Below are 18029 nucleotides of genomic sequence, written 5' to 3' on the forward strand. Positions count from 1 at the left end.
TATACTCTGTATGGCAAACATACCAGACGCTCGCGTTCGGCGCTTTCTCGAGGCTCTCGACCAGGTCACTGGGATGGAGGTTGTCGATTGCAAAGAGGAAGTGGTTTCCGACAACGTTGGCCGAGTCCGACTCGATTTCCTCGTACACGTCCGTCTCGGCGATATAGGGCGAGACACAGTGCTTGGCATTGAGGCCAAGGACAGTGTCTACCCCCGCGATGCAAAGAAGTTGGTGGACACTTTCGCGGCCCGTGCCAAGTATTTTGCTGAGGCCGATGAAGTGCCAGTTGTGGTCTCGACCTACCTCAGCGACGGTGCTCAAAAGCTGCTGCGCGACGAAGAAGTCAACTTCTTTGAGGTCGCCTCTGGCACGCTGTACTACAGACACGGACTCAGGCACATCGACATCAGGCGAGAAAGCAACGAGCCCGCTGAGGAGCGAAGAATCCGAAGCGTATTCAACGGCGCTCGGGAGCAGGTGGTCCATGCACTGCTCGAGCACTGGCGTATCGAAGGCGATGATGCGTGGCTGTCTGGCGCTGACCTTGCGAATCTGGCAGAGACGTCGCCATTTACAGTGTCGACAACCATGAAGGAGCTCGAACGGCAGTCATGGGTTGACATGAGGGGTTCTGGGCCCACTCTCCGACGCAGGCTCAGTCACCCGGGCCTATTGCTCGACGCCTGGGCAGACGTTTGGAGGCAAAGACTGCCCAGGGAAAAGCGCACTCGGTGGTACGCCTATGCCAGCGGACGCGGCGGAATCGTCGACCACATGCTTGAGCGGCTCGCTAATCGCAATGGCTGGGCATTGACCGGGGCCGGAGCAGCCAATGCCATGGCGCCGCACCTGACTGCCGTGGACCGCGCGTCCATCATCGTGCCACCAGGCGTTAGCAAGGAGTGGGCCGCCGCAATGGCGCTCGAGCCGGCGGAGAAGGGGGCAAACGTGACCTTCGTCGAACGCACTGGCGCATCGCTCATGTTCGGCGACACCAATCCCGAACGGCCAGGTTCACATTTCGCAAGCCGGTTCGTGATGTACCTGGACCTGCTAGACGGCGTCGGCAGAAACAAGGAGCTCGCCGCAGAATTTCGGCGCAAGGCACTGAAATTGGGAGAAGAGATACATGGCTGAAAAGCATAAAAAGGCCGCGCTCTATAGCAAGGAGACGACGGTCGCCTGTGAAGTCGCGCTTGGGCTTCTTCATGAAGCCTTCGGCGGATTCAAGGACAGCTTGCGCTTAATTGGCGGCCTCGTACCACGCTACTTGGCGCCGACCGAACCCGCTCACGTCGGCACGACAGACGTCGACATCGTGCTCGATGTCCAGGTGCTGCTGGCAGGAGAGGACTACAGCTCTTTGCGAGACCAACTCAAGAAGGCTGGCTTCCAGCGGTTGGTACGAGACGACGGAAAGGCGAGTTCATGGCAGTGGCAGTTGGACGTCAAAGGCTTGGTGGTCGTCGTCGAATTCCTGGTGAACTCAGATGACCCGAGCGAAAAGGGGGTGGTGAACCTGGATGGGGAGGAGATTTCAGCATGCAGGATTCCTCACGCCGGGATGGCCAAGGACTGGTTTGTCGCTCACACCATCTGCTTCGTCAGGCCTGATGGCGCCGGCATCTCATCGGAAACTATCCGGCATGCTGACGCCAGCGCCTTCGTGGCATTGAAGGCGCTGGCCATGAAGTACCGGTTCGAAGCCAAGGACGTTGCCGACCTCGTGCACGTCCTGCGGCACTACGAAAACGCGCCGGCGTCCATTGCTGAGCAGTTCGGAGCAAGGCTGGCCGCCGGGGCCTATGCAGAGCAGCTTCAGTTGGCGCTCGACACGTTGGAAGAAAAGTTCTGCACCGACGAGCACACGGCCGGCTATCTCAAGGACGGGCCCGGCCGCTATGTTCAGTTCTACGATATCAACGACGATGAAGCGCGCACCTTGGAGCTTCGCGAGGTCAGCGGCCTAGTCACCGAGTTCGTTCGTTTGGTGCGCGCGGCTAAAGCTAAGGTTCTGTTGCAATAAAAGTCAATTAACGTGGCTGACCAGTCGCCTGGACAGCATCCCGTTGAACTCCGAAGTTGCATCGATGGATCACCTGCAGGCGATGCATGTCCCAATTATTTTGAATTATTGCAGACGAATAATTAGGGCTGCAGCATAAAAAACAGAGTGCTGCTGCCATTCGTTTTTTGGTGTCCCATGAACCTCAGTTGCCAACACCGGCCGTTGGGCGCTTCATTGGTCGAACGTCAGCTTTCCCAGGCGGCGAAGAAACAATCGGCTGCGCTGGTATGAACGGCAGACGCTCCTGCGGAGGGCAGCTCCGTGCCCAAAGCGGGCATTGCCAGTTGATCAACGAATCTAAGCGACCGGTCACAAGCGGGCGCTCGCGACCGGCAGCTAACCGACATCGCCAGCGGCTGCACCGAATGCATATGTGCACGGCTCAATTAGGGAGTTTTAACTCCCCGCCGGGCGAGATCCTCGGGCATCTAAATGGTCTACAACGAATTCAGCTTGCCCTTACAGGTTGTAATAGGCAACTCACTTTAAGCGGATGTGGCGGGCAAACTCCATGTCGGTCACCATGATGTGCTCAAGTAGCCACTGCTGCAAAAACTGTACCAATTCGGCTTTGGCATCTGGATTGAATGCAGTCAGCAGGGATTGCGTAGCCACGTCAATTTGCCTAGCGAAGTTTGCATGCTGCGCCAAATGGGCCGTCCGTGTGCCCAAAGGGACGAAGTTCCGCTCCATCAAATCCTCCTCATGGCTGAAGTGGAAAATCACGTACTGCTTCAACTGCGCCAAAAGTTGCTTGAGTGACTGCTCCCTGGCTGCCGACAACTCCAACTCATCCAGCGCATTGAGGATTTCCATTAACTCCTGGTGCTGAAGGTCGACAGTGCGAATACCAGTGGTGAATCTGTTGTCCCAAGTCAGTTTCATGCGGCTACGTCTTCTCGATTCTTCGCGCCCCTAATTGACGCTGGCAGGAAATTTTTCAGAGTGCGATCGCAAATAGCTTTTGAACTCCTCCAATGGCATAGGCCGCGCATAGTAATAGCCCTGCACGATGTCACACCCCACGTCTTGCAGTACGGCCAAGACGGCTTCGTCTTCCACGCCCTCGGCCAAAGTTTTGAAGCCAAAGGCCTGCGCCATCTGCACTACCGCACATACTATCGCTACATCGGTGACCAACGACCTGTCAATTTTCAGGCAATCAAGTGGAAACGTGCGCAGGTAGGCCAAACTGGAATACCCTGTACCAAAATCATCCAGAGCAACTTTGCAACCCATGTCGCGAAGTTTTTTAAGAATGCCTGACGCACTTACCGGGTCTTGCATCACCATGCTCTCTGTGATTTCGAATTCAACGTGGTGCGCTGCGAGTTGGTTCTCGGACAATGCGGAGGTTATGCCTGCCATGAGCGCCTCTTCGTTGAATTGGCGTGCGGACAAATTAATCGCCACCACACAGTGGGCGCCTTCTGTGCTGCGCATCCAGGACGCAGCATCACGACAAGCACGCTCAATAACCCAACGGCCTATTGGAACGATCAACCCAGTCTCTTCAGCCAAGGGAATAAATTGCGCCGGAGAAATACGCCCCAAACTCGGACTTTCCCAGCGAATAAGGGCCTCCGCCCCGACTATACGGCCACTTCTCAGATCAATTTGCGGTTGGTAATGCAACACCAACTCATCCGCCTCGATAGCATGGCGTAACAGCACTTCCGTTGACATGCGCCACTTGAATCGTGCCTGCATCTGCTCTGAGTAGCGCTGGTAATTGTTGCGTCCAAGGTCCTTGGCTTTGTACATCGCAATATCTGCCTGCAGCAACAAGTCGACGCGAGTACTAGCATCGTCCGGGAAGACGCTGGCACCAATACTGACACCTACAAACGCTTCACGACTAGCCAAGTTGAATGAAGCCGACATGACATCGAGCGCCCGCTGCGCCACCCTATCCACGTCATTTTTACTCTGCATTTCACTTAGCACTAAAACAAACTCATCCCCCCCCATGCGAGCCACCGTATCGCCGTCGCGCACACAAGTCAAAAGTCGCCGCGCCGCCTCGCACAACAGCAAATCACCACACTCATGCCCTAGCGTGTCGTTGATGATTTTGAAATTGTCGAGATCAAGATAAAGCACCGCAAACGTACTGCCATGCCGTTTGGAAAATGCGATGGCGTGCTCGATACGGTCGTATAACAACAAGCGGTTCGGCAGATTGGTGAGCGCATCGTAGTTTGCACTGCGCATCAACGCCTCCTGATGGGCCTTTCGCTGGGTAATATCGCGAAACGTGCCTACAAACCAGCGGGTCTGCGATAGCTGCATATCCGTAAAGGCCAGTTCAAGTTGGATTTCATGGCCATCTTTGTGCAGACCTTGGGTCTCAATGCTCGCCCAATCCAGTGACCGCCGGCCACTGGCCTTATAACGCGCCATCCCGTTCAGGTGTCTCTCGCGAAGTCGTTCCGGCTGCAGTACTGCTATTGCTTTTCCAATCAACTCCACTGGCTGGTAACCAAAAATGCCAAAGACCGCAGGGTTGGCAAAAGCAATGATCCCATTGACATTCAAGGTAACGATGGCCTCACTTGACATTTCCCACAGCGTACGGTGCCGTATTTCGCTGTCGCGCAATTCCGCCAATGTGGTCTGTTGCACAGAGTTGTCACGCTCAAGACACTCTGCCACGTGGTTGACATGGTGCACCAAGCGCCCAATTTCGTCGCTGAACTCGGCTGCCCCACGAATGGACAGCTCCCCTGCAGCGATCTTGTCCATCAACATCCCCAGCGCAAGCAAAGGTTGAAAGATGCGCTTACGCAGCAGCCAGACAAGACCAGAAAGTACCACCATACTCCACAAAATACTCAAGGGGAAAAGTGCAGCAATACGCCTTTTTGCATCATCTACGGCAGGTAGATACAGCTCCACGTTTTCTTCCGCGGCCTTGAGCGTTGCAGACGCAATCTGAGCCAGATCTAACTCCTCCGCATACGTAGTGATGTGGGCCTTTTTCACCAAACCTTGACTGAGGCTCTTCAGCCTTTGCCACTGAATTTCTACACGGTCTAGCGCGAAAATATGAGCCGTATCTAAGTCCGCATCCTCCACCGCGCGCAGCTCTGCAAGCTTTACATCAAACTCGCGCACAGCATTTTCAAACTGCTTGAGTTCCACTGACCCATCCCGGCTTGCACGGTGCGCAAGTAGCGCCACGTGCTGCGAAAGCATGCGCAGCCGCCCAGCCGCCTCGACTTGCCGGTTCACCTCCGCCAAGGCATTGAACTCACGCGATACAACCCATATCATTGAGACCGTGGAGATAGCGAACCCTCCCACGATGACCAGCAGCAGCGTTCGCAGACTGGCACGCGGAAGATGTGACAACGGAGCGGTTTGTGGCCCCGGATCTTCAGTGGTGTCGGTTGTCAACGCCTGCCCCTAAGGAGGCATAACGCCAGATCGCTTCGTCTTTTTTTGGAGAAAGACCTTGATCTCCTTGTCGGACCGCCGAATATGTAGCGACAACCAGTCCCGCAAGACCGCAGACAACTGCGAAGCGACAGTGATACTGCCAGATTCATATTTTTCGCGAAGTACACGCAGCTGGTCGGCAAATTTCGCATGACCAACTTTGTGCCGTTCTAGGTTTGGAAAGCGCAGTGCCTCCATGATCTGCTCTTCGCGTTGAAGATGCTCTTTGGTATAGGTGATCAGTTCATTCATCAATTTCTCAACCACCTCTTGTCCACGCCCCTCGCTGGTTGCCGTGTGCAACTCATTTACCAAATTGACCAACTTCATGTGGTCGTCGTCGATCGGCCCCTCGTCAATGGCCATGTCATCGGCCCACTCAAAATATGCCATTCCAGTCTCCCTTCAAACGATTGGTAGAGACGGAGAAACGTGCTACCGACTTATTGCAGCGCGCTGTCCGAGTCTGAACACGCTGACCGCCTGCACCAGCGTTTTGGCCTGATGATCCAGAGACTGCGCCGCAGCGGCAGCCTCTTCCACCAACGCAGCATTTTGTTGTGTGACGGTGTCCATTTGGCCAATGGCCTGGTTAACTTGTTCAATACCCAATGTTTGGTCCTGACTGGCGCTGGTGACTTCGCCCATCAGGTCCGCCACACGCCTGACGTGAACAACAATTTCATCCATGGTGCTACCAGCTTGCTCGACAAGCTTGCAACCTTCACTGACATTGCCTACCGATGTGGTGATAAGGATTTTTATCTCTTTCGCCGCCTCAGCAGAGCGGCCAGCCAAAGAGCGCACTTCGGCCGCGACCACGGCAAAACCGCGCCCCTGCTCGCCCGCTCGTGCAGCCTCAACCGCCGCGTTGAGCGCCAGAATATTGGTTTGGAACGCGATGCTATCTATCACACCGATGATGTCGGCAATCTTTTTAGAAGAGACGTTGATGGCCTCCATCGTGTGGACCACCTGCCCTACAACCGTTCCACCCCTTGCAGCTACCTGGGCTGCAGATTCCGCCAGTTGGTTGGCGTGCTTTCCTGATTCAAAGTTCTGTTTGACCGTAGAGGCCAGTTCATGCATAGACGCTGCAGTTTGCTCCAGTGCGCTGGCCTGTTCTTCGGTGCGAGACGAAAGGTCCATATTGCCGCCTGCAATTTCGTAGGTGGCGGTAGCCATCGATTCCGTACCGCTGCGCACCTGGTTCACAATATTGATCAGGCTGTCGTTCATATCCTGCAGGGACTGCAGCAACTGACCGCATTCATCCTTGGAATAGACCTGTACTTCGGTCGTGAGATCTCCGGACGCCACTGTGCGCGCAATATGCACCGCTTCCTGAATTGGTTGTGTAATGGAGCGCGTGGTGAACCAAGCAAAGCCGACCCCTACCACTAAACCAGAGAAACACAGCATGTTCAGCAGAACCGTGGCCGAGTCGATTCGATCGCGGACCTCGGTGCTACTGTTTACTACAATTTTCTTTTGCAGCTCGGTAAGTGCAACGATGGGCTGTTGCATTGCGTCCAATGCCGGCAGAGTTTCGCTGTTCATGGTCGCGATGGCAGCCTCTCTTTGCCCATCTTCAATTTGCTTTGCAACTTTGGAAAATGATGTCACGTACCACTTGCGCTGCTCGACCAGCGTCGCCAGCAAAGCCTTGCCCTCGGGCAAATAGACAAGCTGCGTTAAGGTTTCGAGTGCAGCGCTGATGGTTTTCTTGTTGACATCAATGGACTGCTTGATCTTCGCAGTCTGGGCAGGGTCACTGGCAATCAGCAACTCCATCGTATTGCGCGCATTCGCTCGTGTCGTTGCATTGATGACATTGGCTGCCTCTGACTTAACCCAGTCCTTTTCAATGATGCGACTGTTGACTGTGTTGACTTCGGCGAAGCGCAGCAGGCTCACTCCCGCTATAGCGACCATCATGAAGAGCAGTACACCAAAGCCAATGGCCAAGCGGAAGCCGATTTTAAGGTTCGTGAAAGAACGCATTGCAGATTCCCTTGGTTGGGCCGCCTGACAGGGCGGTTCCGTTGTGCAGCAATTCAAGGCTACGGGGTTCAACCTAGTTGGGGTTAGATCTTTAGAGCTACCGCTAACACCCGCGACAACTATCCCATCCTCACTGGACTTGCGGTTGTCCTGCATCAATATGGCCGCATTCCTTGCGTAATGGGGGGATCAGTGCCGGCAGCAACGAACAAAACCTGCGGGTCAGCCAGATCGATGAGGCATTGACTCAAATAGAATAAGCAACCCAGCACAACGCAGAACTTGAAGAAGAAACGGCGACAGTAGCGCCCAGCCTTGAAAGGCTATCTGCTTAGAACGGTCAGCGTTGAAAGACCGCTCACAAGTAGTGAGCGTGGGGTTGCAGTGCCTCACGCGGAAGAACCCAAGGGCGGCTCTGGGCACCGAGTTGCTACGCGGGCAGTGACCTCGAAATGTCCGGGCTTGTTCCAAGCCGACAGTTCGAATAGGCGCCGCAAAGCTGGCGTTCGGTTCTCCAACCGTTTTGGTCAACGTCGGCTTACGGGCAATGATGCGGCCCCCACGGTCCCGGCCAGTTCTTGTCACTCGGGTGCGTAGAGCAGGCGCCGGCACGGTGCCCACAGGCCCATTGCGAGCTCAAAGCCCTCTGTGAAGAACGGCGAGCCAAAGTTACACAGCGTGACGGCGGGCATACACCGCTGACGAGAAACCAGGTCAGGCCGCAAGACCAGACCCTGTTCCACTTAGCCCGCTGTTTCTGCAGAGGGCAATATCGAGACCTTAGACCGTGCGGCGATCACAGCCTGGCACACGGCGACGAGCCATCAAGCCAACCAAACCGGCCAGCATCAGCGCCCAACTTTGGGGCTCGGGCACGGCGCTGACTTCAAAGGCCATGAACTGGGTGCTTTGGTTGGCGGCAAAGTTGTTGTCAACGGCCAGCACCAGGGTGCGGTTGCCGTTGGCCAGGGTCTTGCCCCAAGTGATGGCTTCGGTGTTGTCCATGGTGATGCCTTGGAATTGCAGGGCCATTTCCAACAGCACTTCGCGGCTCATGGCGGTGACGCCGCTGGCGCCATTCAAGCTTGCGATGCCGCTCACGTCGGTGGCGCCGGTGGTGTCTGTCAGCACCAAGCGGATGGTGTTGCCCACACCCGAGGCGAAGGCGCGTTCCACGGCCAAGAAGCGGGTGTCCGACAACGCCAGCAACTCGGGCAGGCCGTTGTCCGGGCCGAAGGGTGCACCTGGGGCGGCGTCTACGGGGATGGGGGGCAGCTGGTAGGCGTATTGCGCGCCCGACTGGCCGGTGAGCGGGTTCAGCGCGGTGACGCGCACGGTGCTGCCGCTGTTGATGGAAGTGAGCTTGCCGTCTTGGATCAGGGCATCTTCATTGGCCGTCCAAACCGTGCCATTGGGGGCCACGGTGAGCGCCTCGAACAGTTTGTTGTTGCGGCCACCGGTGGTGGCGTTGTCCACGTAATTGAACATGGCCGGCGTGTTGAACTCGCGCACAAAGCTGCCGTTGGTCGTCATTTCACGGACAAAGGGTTGGAAGCGCAGCTTGGGGTCGGCGTTCCAGTTGCCTTCGCTGGACCAGTACAGATTGCCATTGGGCGCCACGCGGATGCTCTCGGGGTCCACCGTGCGGGCGTTGGACGGGAAGGCGCTGCCGTCAGGACGCTTCATATAGGTCTGGCTATTGACGGTCACGGCCTTGAAGCCGTTGGCATCGTAGTCCAGGTTCAAGTTATAAAAGCGCGGGGTGCCGCGCTCGCCACCGCGGTCGTCCGAGATGGCGTAGTAGCTGCCATCGGCCGCGCGGTCCAGGCCCGAGATACCACCGAACTCCACGCCCTGGAACATCGTGCCCGTGGGCACGGCGGTGCTGCCAATCAGACGTAGTTGGAAGTCAGCCGCCTGGCTGCTGAACACGGTGCAAGCCAAGGCCAAGGGGATGAGTGCGCGGTACTTCATGAGGGGCTTTCCGGAAGGGTTTAGGAATGCCGCCCAGCCTATCGACCGCCTATGAAAGTATGGCAGCGCCCCATGAGTCGAACAGATCAGGCCAGGCAACGACGGCTTACGGGCGGTGATGCGGCCTCAAGGTCCCGGCCAGTTCTTGTCATTCGGATGCGCAGAGTGGGCGCCGGTACGTGCCCATTGCGGGCATTCAGTCCGCTGTCCAACCTTGCCAACTCCCCCCTACCTGCAGGACACGTCAAGGCCACAAATGCTGTCGGTAAACGCAGCATAGTCAAGGCATCAGAGTTTGTACTCGAGCGTCAACGCAAGGTTGCGCGGCGCGCCATACATGGCGCCGTAAACCAGGCCGCCAATGTACTTCTTGTCGAGCAGATTGTTGACATTCAGGCGCAGCGTCGCGTCCTGCGTCACCGCATAGGCGGCGAAGGCGTTGGCCACCAAGTAGGCGTCTTGCTTGGGACCGCCGACTTTGAACACATCGGCCTGCCAACGACCGCCCACGCCTACGCGCAAGGCCGGCAATAGGGGAATGCGTGTGTCGGCACGGAAATTGACGACATTGCGCGGCACCCACTCGCTGGCATCCTTGTTATCGTCCCCGGTCAGGATCAAACGGGTGAAGCCCAGGGTCAGGCGGGTGTCCTTGCTGATGCGGCCGCTGAGCTCGATCTCCAAACCCTTTGAGTCCACGTCCTTGCCCTCGTACCAATCCTGGTTGTAGAGCGGGTCGGTCGTGGGCACATCGGTGATCTTGCCGGCGAGCGTCGCCAACCCTTGCTGCTTGGCCGCGAACAGCGCGAAGGTAGACAGCAGCGACTTGTTCAGCCATTCCGCCTTGACGCCGATTTCGGTGTTGACACCCTTCATCGGCGCCAGGTACTCACCTTTCTTGTCGGTCTGATCTTGGTTCTGGAAGATGTCAGAGTAGGACGCGTACGCGACGACATCGGGCGTGACGTCATAGGTGATGCCGACATAGGGGCTGACCTCCTGGGTGTCCGGATAGACGGTGTTGGTGGCCGCAGCGCCATAGATAGAGGCACCGCTGCGCTCCAGGCGGACGGCGTTGACGCCCAGGATGCCCTTCAGCCCATCGGCGATGGCAATGCGCGAGACGCCATACAGCCGAGTCAGCGTTTGCTCGCCGCGAACGCGCGGCAGGCGCGGGCCCCATTCCGGCTCCGCATACACGTCGCCGCCAAACGGAAACGCCGGCAGCGCATCCGCCGCGTGGGTCAGTGCGGCGTAGCTGTCGTCGGCGGTCTTGTTGGTCGAGCGACTCAGGCCGACCAGCAGGTCGTGCTTGCGGCCGAAGGCGCTGAACTTTCCGCTGAGGTTGGCATCCAGCACCTGGCTGTCGCTGTCGCCGATGCTGCGGTAGGGCCAGCCGACCAGGCCGGTGTTGTCCGGGTTCAGCATGCCGCTATTCGAGTACGCGTACAGCAGGCGGGTCGATTCGTCGCCTTGGCGATTGTTGTACGTCAGCTTGGCATCCCAGTCCTCGCCCAACCGGTGGGCGTATTCGACGAAGGCATTGACGGACTTGGTGTTCCAGTATGTCCAGTGCTGCGAGGTCGACGAACCTACCGGGAATTCGGCCTGGGTTCCGTCCGAGCGTAGCAGGGTCAGCGAGCCCCACATCGGCGAATCCTGCTTGGCATCGACCGCAGTGACGCCCACCGTCAACACGCCGTCGCGGCCGATCTGGCCGTCAACCACGCCGTAGACGGTCGTGCGCTTGTCGCGCAGGTCGCGCAGATGGGATTCGCGGTCTTCATGGGCGAGCACCAAACGAGCGGCCCAGGCGCCGTCCTGCGTCAGCACCTTGTTGTAGTCCAGCGCCACGCGCTTCAGAGCATGGGACCCAGCCGACACGATGACCTGAGTGCTGGCCTCGTTTTTGGGCCGCTTACGGATGTAGTTGATGGTTCCCGAGGCGTTGCCCACGCCGGTCAGCAGGCCGTTGGCACCGCGCACCAGTTCGATGCTCTCGAACAAAAAGGTGTCCTCTCGCCCGACCACGGTACCCCAGGAGTTGGTCATGCCGAGGCCGTCGATCTGGGTCAACTGGATCTCGAAGCCGCGTGCATTGAAGATCGCGCGGTTGGTTTCGTACTGCTCGACGTTGATGCCGGTGGCCAGGCCCAGCGCCTCATTGCTGCCGGTCAGGCCAAAGTCGGCCATCTCGTCCTTGTCGATGCTGCTGATCGACTGCGGCGTTTCCTTCAGCTCCAGCGCCAAGCCGGTGGCGCCCTTGGAGATTCGGTTGGCACGCTTGCCGGTGACGACGATCTTCTCGAGCGTTGCTTCTTGGGCTTGGACGTACTCGGCTGCATACAGGGCCGTTGCAAGCGCACATGCAGTAACAACAATATTCTTCTTCATTCTTTTTTGGGGTGTGATTCATATGTGAGCGAGAACACCGCGTTGCGGCGGGCGCTGCTCGGCAAGAAAGAGCGAGACGCCGCCAACTGCTCAGCAGGTTGACGCCAATCTCGTTCGCGCAGGTTTTCAATCGTACTACAAATGAGAATAATTCGTATTAAGATATGAGGCGAAGTACAAGCACGGTTTCAGTCCCACAAGAGCAACAAGACCACCCACCGTTCTGCTTTGAACATGCGGCCTTTTATTGCCCTCCCACGGCGCTTGCGCCACCTCACCTAGCTAACCAGTTCCCATGCGCACAACGCCCCTCTCCCGCACGCATCTGTTCGGCCGAATAGCCGCTGCCGCACTTGGCGGCTATGCCTTTTGCTGGGGCTTCATCGCCCTGGGCCTAGCGCTTCTGTATGGCGCCGGCCTAGGCTTCCACGATGCTGAGCACATCGCAAGCATGCTCGGCCTGCTGCTTTTTTTGGGGGTGTTCTGCTGGGCCTTCGCGGCGCGCAGCTTGGAACAGGTCTGGGTGATCCTGGCCGGCGGCGGCGTTTTGATGAGCGGCGGCGCGGCGCTGGTGCAGCGCTCGCTGGTCGCGGCGGCAGGAGGCCTCTGATGTTGCAAAACTTTCGCCTGACGATGGCCTGGCTGCACACCTGGTTCGGCCTGGTGTTCGGCTTCGTGCTGATGGTCGTGTTCTTCTTCGGCGCGCTGTCGGTGTTTGACCGTGAAATCGACCGCTGGGCGCTGCCCGCCTCGCGCTTTGCGCCCCAGCCCATGCCCTCCTTTGACAAGCTGTTGCGTCCCGCCTTCGAGGGGATGCAGCCGAGCGCGACCAGCATCGCCCAGTTGGAAGGCCGCGTGAATGGCCCATTGCCAGAGCGCTTCGACACCGCCAATAGCTGGAGTGCCTACACGACGCATCGCGACCCGGTGCTGCAGGTCTTCGCCGGCTTTGCAGTGCCCCAGGCCAAGGATCCGGACGAGACCGTTTTCGCCATCCACACCATGGACCCGCGCAGCGGCGCCCTGATACCGGAAGGCCATCTACACATCGGCAGCCAGTTCTTTTACCCGCTGCATTACAGCCTGCATCTGCAATGGAAGAACCTCGGCACCTGGATCGTCGGTTTCTCCGCGCTGATGATGCTGGTGGCGCTCGTCAGCGGCGTGGTGATGCACCGCAAGATCTTCCGCGAGTTCTTCACCTTCCGCCCCCGCAAGAGCAGCCAGCGCAGCGCGCTCGATCTGCACAACCTGACCGGAGTGGTGGCCCTGCCTTTCCACTTCTTCTTCGCCTTCACAGGCCTGATCATCTTTGCCGGCATCTACTTCCCGGTCGCCCACACACAGCTGCATAATCTGCACGAGCTGAGCGAGCGCATCGAGGCGCGCGCCACCGGCCTGCCGCATGAGCGCGCCGGCATCGCCGCGCCAGTGGCGGCTATGGCATCGGTGGACGCGATGGTGGCGCAAGCACAGGCCCGCTGGGCTGCCAAGGGCATGGCCGGCGAAGTCGGCTTCCTGAGCGTCCAGCATGTCGGCGATGCCAATGCCTATGTCAGCGTTTACCGTGCCGGCACCGACCGAGTGGCACTCGTCGGCGACGGCATCCACTTCAAGGCCGACAGTGGCGAGCTACTGCGAGAGGACCCGCCGCGCACGGCCGTCGACAGCGTCACAGAGTTCCTGACCGGCCTGCATCTGCAGCATTTCCGCCACTGGCTGCTGCGCTGGCTCTACGTGCTGGGCGGCCTGCTCGGTGCCGTTTGCATCGCTGCCGGCTTCATCTTCTTCGTCGAAAAGCGCAAGCAGCAACACGCCAAGGCCGGCAGCCAAGGCAGCCGCGTGGTCGATTCGCTGGCGGTCACCACGGTCACCGGCATGCTGGTCGCAACTGCCGCCATGCTTCTGGCCAACCGTCTGGTGCCGGCCCACCTAAGCGCCAAGGGCGACTGGGAGCAGATCGCCTTCTGCGGCGCATGGCTGCTGGCCCTGGCACACGCGCTCTGGCGCAGCGCGCCGGTGGCGGGGGGCCTGATCAACCCGGCGTGGCAGGAGCAATGCTGGGGCTTTGCCGCGCTGGCGGTCGGGGCCGTGCTCGCGAACTGGATCAGCACCGGTGACCATCTGCTCAAGACCCTGTCGACGGGCTACTGGCCTGTGGCCGGCATGGATATGAGTCTGCTGGCGGCTGCTGCGGTGGCGGCCTGGGCGGGCAATAAACTGGCCCGCCGCACGGCGCCGGCGCGCCGCGCCACGGCGGCGATGGAGGTCAGCCATGGTTGAGTCGGCCTCATGGGTGTTGGCCGGCGCGGCCTTGGCGTCTGTCTTGGGCTTTGCCTGGCTGGCCCTGGCGATGGACACGCATTGGCAGCAGGTGCATGGCCAAGCCGCTACGTCCACGCTCTGCCGTAGGCTGCTGCGGGTGTTGGGCAGCTTGCTGCTGGCGGCCTCGCTGCTGCTGTGTCTGCAGGCCGATCATGCCTCGATGGCGGTGTTGGTCTGGGCCATGCTGCTGGCCGGCGCTGCCGCACTGATCGCCCTCGTGTTGGCCTGGCGTCCGCATTGGCTTCGGCTTCTATGGCCGCTATTTCCGTTTTCCGTGTGAAGCTCATCGATTCATTTGCCGGCCTAATACTGTAGTCACAAAAGCACCAGCCCACCATCATGCCAAGCTGTACGTGTGACCGCTCCGCGCACGCGAGCGTGCGGCTGCATCATCGCCACTAAGCCGAAGTTGCCCCAAACGCTCGAGGAACCGAAAGTCAGCTATGCGGGGCTTGCTCGACATGTCGGCCTGACGTGTGCGAGGGCATTTCAAGGGTGCTGACTGCCTGGCAAGTCAGGTCACCCTGTTGCCGCCCAGCCTGCGCGCTCCAATGACAGGAACTTTGCCAGCCGTATGAGTTCGAAGTTGCGCCCTAAACCTGACCTAGGCTGGCAACTATTCAACCGCTGAGTGTCGGCTCAAATTCTTGATGCTGGACCCAGTCCAGTAGCGCCTTGGGTATGCATCCGATCTTCGGTGCAATGAACTGACGTGATCCCATTTATCCTGCTCTAAAGCCGCAGCTTAGGTGTGTCTACGGCGTCTATGAAGCCACAACATCGCTATCGCGCTGCCGGCCAAGAGGCTGTGCGCCCAGCCGAGCGGGCCGCGCACGCCGTCTGGCGCGAAGTAATACAGCGCGTAGGTGCTTAGCAACACCAGACCCAGCAATGCGGATAGTAGCAAACCGCTATTGCGCTGCATCGGACGGCGGTGTCGTCGCGTCAGCCGCCAGCCGGCGGGGATGTGGCTGCCACCTATCGCACCCAGGCCCATCAGAGCACCGAAGCCGGCAAAGCCGTGCAAGCGTATCAACCAAGGCTCGGCGGGCGAGGGCATTGCATCTTCGGCCTGGCCATAGTGCAAGAACAACCAAGCAAGACCAGTGAACAACAGCAGCGCAAAGCTCGCATAGAGCCAGCGTTTTTGCCAGCGCGGCAGTTTCAAAAGTGAATGATGATGGGTCACGGCGCCGATTTTCAATGCAGCCAAGCCGAGGCGCCCAAGCGCGCCAGCAGCGGATGGGCAGTATCGCCGCTGGCGGCAACGATCTTGGTCAGTGCATCGGCCCAAATACAGCGCGGCGCGGCCACGCTGACATGTCGAGTTACACCACCGCCACTCAAGCGGCTGCGACTGCTGTCACTGAAGTGGCTGGTGGCGAAGGCGCCGTCGGCCAACTGGCCGAAGTCGCAAACGCCGCCGCCTTGTTCTTGCCTCAGCTTCAAGGCCACGGTCTGCGGGCCGAACACGCGCAGATCACCGCCGGCGTTGACGCTCGCCCAGGCCAGGCCAGCCTGGCGCAGCGCTTTAACGCCTTGGTCAACCGCAAAGCCCTTGGCGATGCCGCCGAGATTAAGTGTCACGGCATGCTCCAGCTTGAGGAGCCGGTCTTGCTCCACTCGCCAGCCCAGCGGGCCGCTGCCTTGGCTAATGTCAAACAGGCCCAGGCTGGCGTTCTGCAACGCCAGCGCCGCGCGCAGCACCCGCAGGCTGTGGGCGCGCAGCCTTAGGTGCGTGCCAGCGGCCGCCGCGTTGAAGTGCGCCACGTCACTGCCCGGATCAAAGCGAGACAAGCATGCTTGCACCTCCGCAATCGCCGCAAAGCCCAGCGCGAAGCAGGCTTGCTCGCTGCCGGCCGGCAGATTGATTTCCACTAAGGTGCCGAGCATGGGGCGGGCGCGGCGCAGGGCCAAGGTTTGCACGGCGATTGACGCACTAGCTCAGCAGGCCCTGGCGGCGGGCCAGATCGAGCACGCTGACGATGCGCTTGACGCCGTCGGTGACATGGCTGCAGCTGAGCGTCGCACCGGAGATATTGGCGATGTCTTCGCCGACCTGCAGCGGCGCGGCGGCCGTCTTGCCGACGAATTGCTTGCGCCAAGCGGGCAAACGGATTTCGTGGCCATGGCTTTCGCGGTAGGACAGGATCTCGATGCCGCGCAAGCGGCCGTCTTGGCCGACGCCGACCGCGTAACTGATCATCTCGTACTTGCCCCAGACTGCATCGGCCACCACCACGCCCAGTAGCTCTTTGCCTCGCCAAGCCAAGCGCAAGCTCCAGCGCGCACTGCGCGGCTTGATGCCGGCCTGGCGAAGTTGTTGCAGCTGCTCCGCATCGAGGCTCAGTTCGCGCTGCTCGAAGCGGTCGGCCTCGGCAAACAAAGCTTGGGCGGCCTGTTCGGCACTCAGGTAGTCCACCGCGAACGCCGCCGTCGGCGCGCTAGCGGCCGATACGCAGGCGATGGCGGCCAAGCTCAGCCGCATCAGAAGCTCCAGCCTAGGCCCAGGTTGAAGCGGTCGCCGTCTTTGTTCTCACCAAAGCGTTGCATATCAGCCTTCAAGACCACACCCTGCGCAATCCTGAAGTTGGCGCCCACCGTGATGACGCGCTCATTGGGCTGGGCACTCGGCGTCAGACCTTGCCCCAGGTCAGCGAAACCGCTGGCAGTGTTGAACTGTTCCCAGCGCACAAAGGGCAAGAGCGCGTAGCTGGCCTGCTCCCAGAGCTTGTAGCCGGCTTGCGCGTACCAGCCCTCGAAGCTCTTCGGGATCAGCGTAGGCTGGCCGACCAGGGGCTGGTTCAAGAGCGCGGTGTTGGAAATACTGCCGCGGGCGTAGAGCGCGCTGAGATCCCAGCGACCAGGTGTCCAGCGAGTGTGCAGATCCCAGAGCGTGACGCGGGAGTCGGCGGCGGCTTGCTTGTGACTAGCCTGACCGCTAAAGAACCCGGCGCCAACTTGCAGGCCAGGAATGCCGCGCCAATTGACGGCGCCAAACAGCGCCAGATCATGCGCTTTGGCCTGCGCCATTTCCTGGTGGATAGAACCAAGCGGCGACTCGCGGCCTTCGCTGGCGTTGGCGTCCCATTTGTTGATATCAAAGCTGGTCGAGATACCTCCTTGAACGGTCATGCCGTGGTCGAGATTGCCGACCAACTGAAAGCCGCCCTCGCGCCAGGTTGTCGGGATGATCGCGGTTTCGACGAAATTGCGCTCAACGCCGAAGAAGGCCGGCGGCTCATGGTTCTCATTCAACAGGCCCAGCGGCATCAGGAACAGGCCGCCGCGCACCGCCCAGCTAGGCGTCAGCTGATGTTCGACGTAAGCCTGCTCGACCGCAACCTCGCCCGGGTCACCGGCGCTGCTGACGCCATGCTCCAGCTCCAGCTCGGTGACGATCTTGGTGCGTTCATCAAAACGATGCTGGACCGACAGGACCAGGCGGCGCAGATCGGCCTGCGTGTCCTGGCTGTGATGGCGGGGACGGTTGTAGTTCAGCTCGGCATAGCCACCGACGACGGTCTTGGGTTCTTGGCTGGGTTCGGCTTCGATGAAAGTGGCGACTGCCGCCGGCTTTGCGGCTTCCGCTGGCCGCTGCGCTAGCTGTTGTTGCTGTTGCAATTGCGTCAACTCGTTGCGCACCTTGTTCAACTCGGCAGCGAGCTGGTCGAGTCGGCGCATCAGCTCGGTTTCGGTGGCGCTTTGAGCTTGCGCAGTCGGGATGGCGCCGAGGCTCAGCGTCAGGGCCAGAGCGAGATGAGAGAGCTTGAATTGGGGCTGCATGGAGGTTTGGAGAAAAAAGGGTAAGGCTGCGCATAA

15 protein-coding genes are annotated in these 18029 nt (G+C 59.6%); 5 read left to right on the forward strand and 10 right to left on the reverse strand.

Annotated features, from left to right (window positions below; translation table 11 throughout):
* The first annotated feature begins 178 nt into the window (after positions 1-178).
* Together PRZ03_RS17865 and PRZ03_RS17870 are read left to right on the forward strand one after the other, a co-directional pair.
* Positions 179-1138, forward strand: a complete 960-nt coding sequence (locus tag PRZ03_RS17865) for a hypothetical protein (protein WP_273601584.1) — start codon at positions 179-181, stop codon at positions 1136-1138.
* A complete protein-coding gene (locus tag PRZ03_RS17870) occupies positions 1131-2027 on the forward strand; it encodes a hypothetical protein (protein ID WP_273601585.1) in 897 nt (298 codons plus the stop codon). Before PRZ03_RS17865 ends, PRZ03_RS17870 begins: the two co-directional genes overlap by 8 nt.
* A gap of 522 nt (positions 2028-2549) precedes the next feature.
* Here PRZ03_RS17870 and PRZ03_RS17875 read toward each other — a convergent pair.
* From PRZ03_RS17875 to PRZ03_RS17900, 6 genes are all read right to left on the reverse strand, one after another.
* Entirely contained in the window at positions 2550-2954 is a 405-nt protein-coding gene (locus PRZ03_RS17875) for a bacteriohemerythrin (protein ID WP_273601587.1), read from the reverse strand.
* 30 nt (positions 2955-2984) lie between these two features.
* Positions 2985-5468, reverse strand: coding sequence for an EAL domain-containing protein (locus tag PRZ03_RS17880; RefSeq protein ID WP_273601588.1), 2484 nt, complete (start codon positions 5466-5468; stop codon positions 2985-2987).
* Between the two features lie 9 nt (positions 5469-5477).
* Positions 5478-5903, reverse strand: a complete 426-nt coding sequence (locus PRZ03_RS17885; RefSeq protein WP_273601590.1) for a bacteriohemerythrin — start codon at positions 5901-5903, stop codon at positions 5478-5480.
* Positions 5904-5945: 42 nt separating this feature from the next.
* On the reverse strand, positions 5946-7514 hold the full coding sequence (locus tag PRZ03_RS17890; RefSeq protein ID WP_273601591.1) for a methyl-accepting chemotaxis protein: 1569 nt from the start codon (positions 7512-7514) through the stop codon (positions 5946-5948).
* A gap of 780 nt (positions 7515-8294) precedes the next feature.
* Positions 8295-9488 carry an esterase-like activity of phytase family protein gene (locus PRZ03_RS17895; protein WP_273601592.1) on the reverse strand — a complete coding sequence of 398 codons (1194 nt, stop codon included), beginning with the start codon at positions 9486-9488 and terminating at the stop codon, positions 8295-8297.
* 288 nt (positions 9489-9776) lie between these two features.
* The gene (locus PRZ03_RS17900) at positions 9777-11882 is read right to left on the reverse strand and encodes a TonB-dependent siderophore receptor (RefSeq protein ID WP_273601593.1); all 2106 of its coding nucleotides are present in this window, start codon (positions 11880-11882) and stop codon (positions 9777-9779) included.
* Positions 11883-12177: 295 nt separating this feature from the next.
* Between PRZ03_RS17900 and PRZ03_RS17905 the strand changes: the two genes are divergently transcribed.
* The 3 genes from PRZ03_RS17905 to PRZ03_RS17915 are packed head-to-tail and all read left to right on the forward strand — an operon-like array spanning position 12178 to position 14487.
* Positions 12178-12492, forward strand: coding sequence for an iron uptake protein (locus tag PRZ03_RS17905; protein WP_273601594.1), 315 nt, complete (start codon positions 12178-12180; stop codon positions 12490-12492).
* Complete coding sequence (locus tag PRZ03_RS17910) at positions 12492-14165, forward strand: PepSY-associated TM helix domain-containing protein (RefSeq protein ID WP_273601595.1); 1674 nt, start codon at positions 12492-12494, stop codon at positions 14163-14165. Before PRZ03_RS17905 ends, PRZ03_RS17910 begins: the two co-directional genes overlap by 1 nt.
* A complete protein-coding gene (locus tag PRZ03_RS17915; protein WP_273601597.1) occupies positions 14158-14487 on the forward strand; it encodes a DUF3325 family protein in 330 nt (109 codons plus the stop codon). Before PRZ03_RS17910 ends, PRZ03_RS17915 begins: the two co-directional genes overlap by 8 nt.
* A 465-nt stretch (positions 14488-14952) precedes the next feature.
* Here PRZ03_RS17915 and PRZ03_RS17920 read toward each other — a convergent pair whose 3' ends face one another.
* The 4 genes from PRZ03_RS17920 to PRZ03_RS17935 are packed head-to-tail and all read right to left on the reverse strand — an operon-like array spanning position 14953 to position 17993.
* Positions 14953-15420 carry a hypothetical protein gene (locus PRZ03_RS17920; RefSeq protein ID WP_273601600.1) on the reverse strand — a complete coding sequence of 156 codons (468 nt, stop codon included), beginning with the start codon at positions 15418-15420 and terminating at the stop codon, positions 14953-14955.
* Entirely contained in the window at positions 15408-16133 is a 726-nt protein-coding gene (locus tag PRZ03_RS17925; RefSeq protein ID WP_273601602.1) for an FAD:protein FMN transferase, read from the reverse strand. Before PRZ03_RS17925 ends, PRZ03_RS17920 begins: the two co-directional genes overlap by 13 nt.
* 13 nt (positions 16134-16146) lie before the next feature.
* Complete coding sequence (locus PRZ03_RS17930) at positions 16147-16695, reverse strand: FMN-binding protein (RefSeq protein ID WP_273601604.1); 549 nt, start codon at positions 16693-16695, stop codon at positions 16147-16149.
* The gene (locus PRZ03_RS17935; RefSeq protein ID WP_273601606.1) at positions 16695-17993 is read right to left on the reverse strand and encodes a hypothetical protein; all 1299 of its coding nucleotides are present in this window, start codon (positions 17991-17993) and stop codon (positions 16695-16697) included. The genes PRZ03_RS17930 and PRZ03_RS17935 overlap by 1 nt, the downstream gene beginning before the upstream one ends.
* Positions 17994-18029: the final 36 nt, after the last annotated feature.

The organism is Roseateles albus (assembly GCF_028595345.1).
Taxonomy (GTDB): Bacteria; Pseudomonadota; Gammaproteobacteria; order Burkholderiales; family Burkholderiaceae_C; genus Paucibacter_A; species Paucibacter_A albus.

Excerpts from the sequence above, each read along its gene's own strand:
- PRZ03_RS17875 (WP_273601587.1), bottom strand. The coding sequence starts at position 2,954 with ATGAAACTGACTTGGGACAACAGATTCACCACTGGTATTCGCACTGTC.
- PRZ03_RS17935 (WP_273601606.1), bottom strand. The coding sequence starts at position 17,993 with ATGCAGCCCCAATTCAAGCTCTCTCATCTCGCTCTGGCCCTGACGCTG.
- PRZ03_RS17930 (WP_273601604.1), bottom strand. The coding sequence starts at position 16,695 with ATGCGGCTGAGCTTGGCCGCCATCGCCTGCGTATCGGCCGCTAGCGCG.
- PRZ03_RS17915 (WP_273601597.1), top strand. The coding sequence starts at position 14,158 with ATGGTTGAGTCGGCCTCATGGGTGTTGGCCGGCGCGGCCTTGGCGTCT.
- PRZ03_RS17885 (WP_273601590.1), bottom strand. The coding sequence starts at position 5,903 with ATGGCATATTTTGAGTGGGCCGATGACATGGCCATTGACGAGGGGCCG.
- PRZ03_RS17890 (WP_273601591.1), bottom strand. The coding sequence starts at position 7,514 with ATGCGTTCTTTCACGAACCTTAAAATCGGCTTCCGCTTGGCCATTGGC.
- PRZ03_RS17895 (WP_273601592.1), bottom strand. The coding sequence starts at position 9,488 with ATGAAGTACCGCGCACTCATCCCCTTGGCCTTGGCTTGCACCGTGTTC.
- PRZ03_RS17870 (WP_273601585.1), top strand. The coding sequence starts at position 1,131 with ATGGCTGAAAAGCATAAAAAGGCCGCGCTCTATAGCAAGGAGACGACG.
- PRZ03_RS17900 (WP_273601593.1), bottom strand. The coding sequence starts at position 11,882 with ATGAAGAAGAATATTGTTGTTACTGCATGTGCGCTTGCAACGGCCCTG.
- PRZ03_RS17910 (WP_273601595.1), top strand. The coding sequence starts at position 12,492 with ATGTTGCAAAACTTTCGCCTGACGATGGCCTGGCTGCACACCTGGTTC.
- PRZ03_RS17905 (WP_273601594.1), top strand. The coding sequence starts at position 12,178 with ATGCGCACAACGCCCCTCTCCCGCACGCATCTGTTCGGCCGAATAGCC.